The 547-nt window shown below is 45.5% G+C and carries 1 protein-coding gene; it reads right to left on the minus strand.

The features are described 5' to 3' along the window. The coding region (locus HK417_RS24670) for a hypothetical protein (protein WP_222273518.1) at nucleotides 1–508 on the minus strand (508 nt) is incomplete at its 3' end. Nucleotides 509–547 lie beyond the last annotated feature (39 nt).

Raw genomic sequence — 547 nt, forward strand, 5'->3', positions numbered from 1 at the left:
CGTGGTACTGAACCACAGCACTAGCTACATCTGAAAGGACCGCTGATTTAGGGAAATGCACACGCTCCTTGCGCTGCTGAGTACATAGGTCCTTCAGGAATTTGGCATACGAGGGAATCTGCTTAATGGCATCTAAGAGGGGTAGGTTAATGTGAACTTGCTTAAACACCTCTAACATCTCACTCAAAGACGCGCCTTTCTTTTTCCCTCTCACTGGCGCGACTAATGCCGATGGAAACGGAGCCTTAGGCACATAGGATGCCACTGGATCATCAGAATTAGAGGGAAAGTTATCCCTCTTAGGCTCACTCACTATATTCTTCCCTTTCTCATTCTCACTCTTTTTCTTTTCATTCACTTTTTCAGACAAAGACGCTCTAGACACACCCTCATCCTCAATCACTTTATCCCCAACCCTATTGTCGACAACCTTACCATTCCTCAAGGTGGTGACAGCTTTTACATCATCAAAAAATTGAGAGTCCTGTGAAGACGAACTCTCAGCCAAATGCACTCCCCTAGGGTTATTAATGGGTTGACTCGGAAG

Origin of the sequence: Modestobacter marinus, from assembly GCF_019799945.1 — a bacterium.
Taxonomy (GTDB): Bacteria; Actinomycetota; Actinomycetes; order Mycobacteriales; family Geodermatophilaceae; genus Modestobacter; species Modestobacter marinus_B.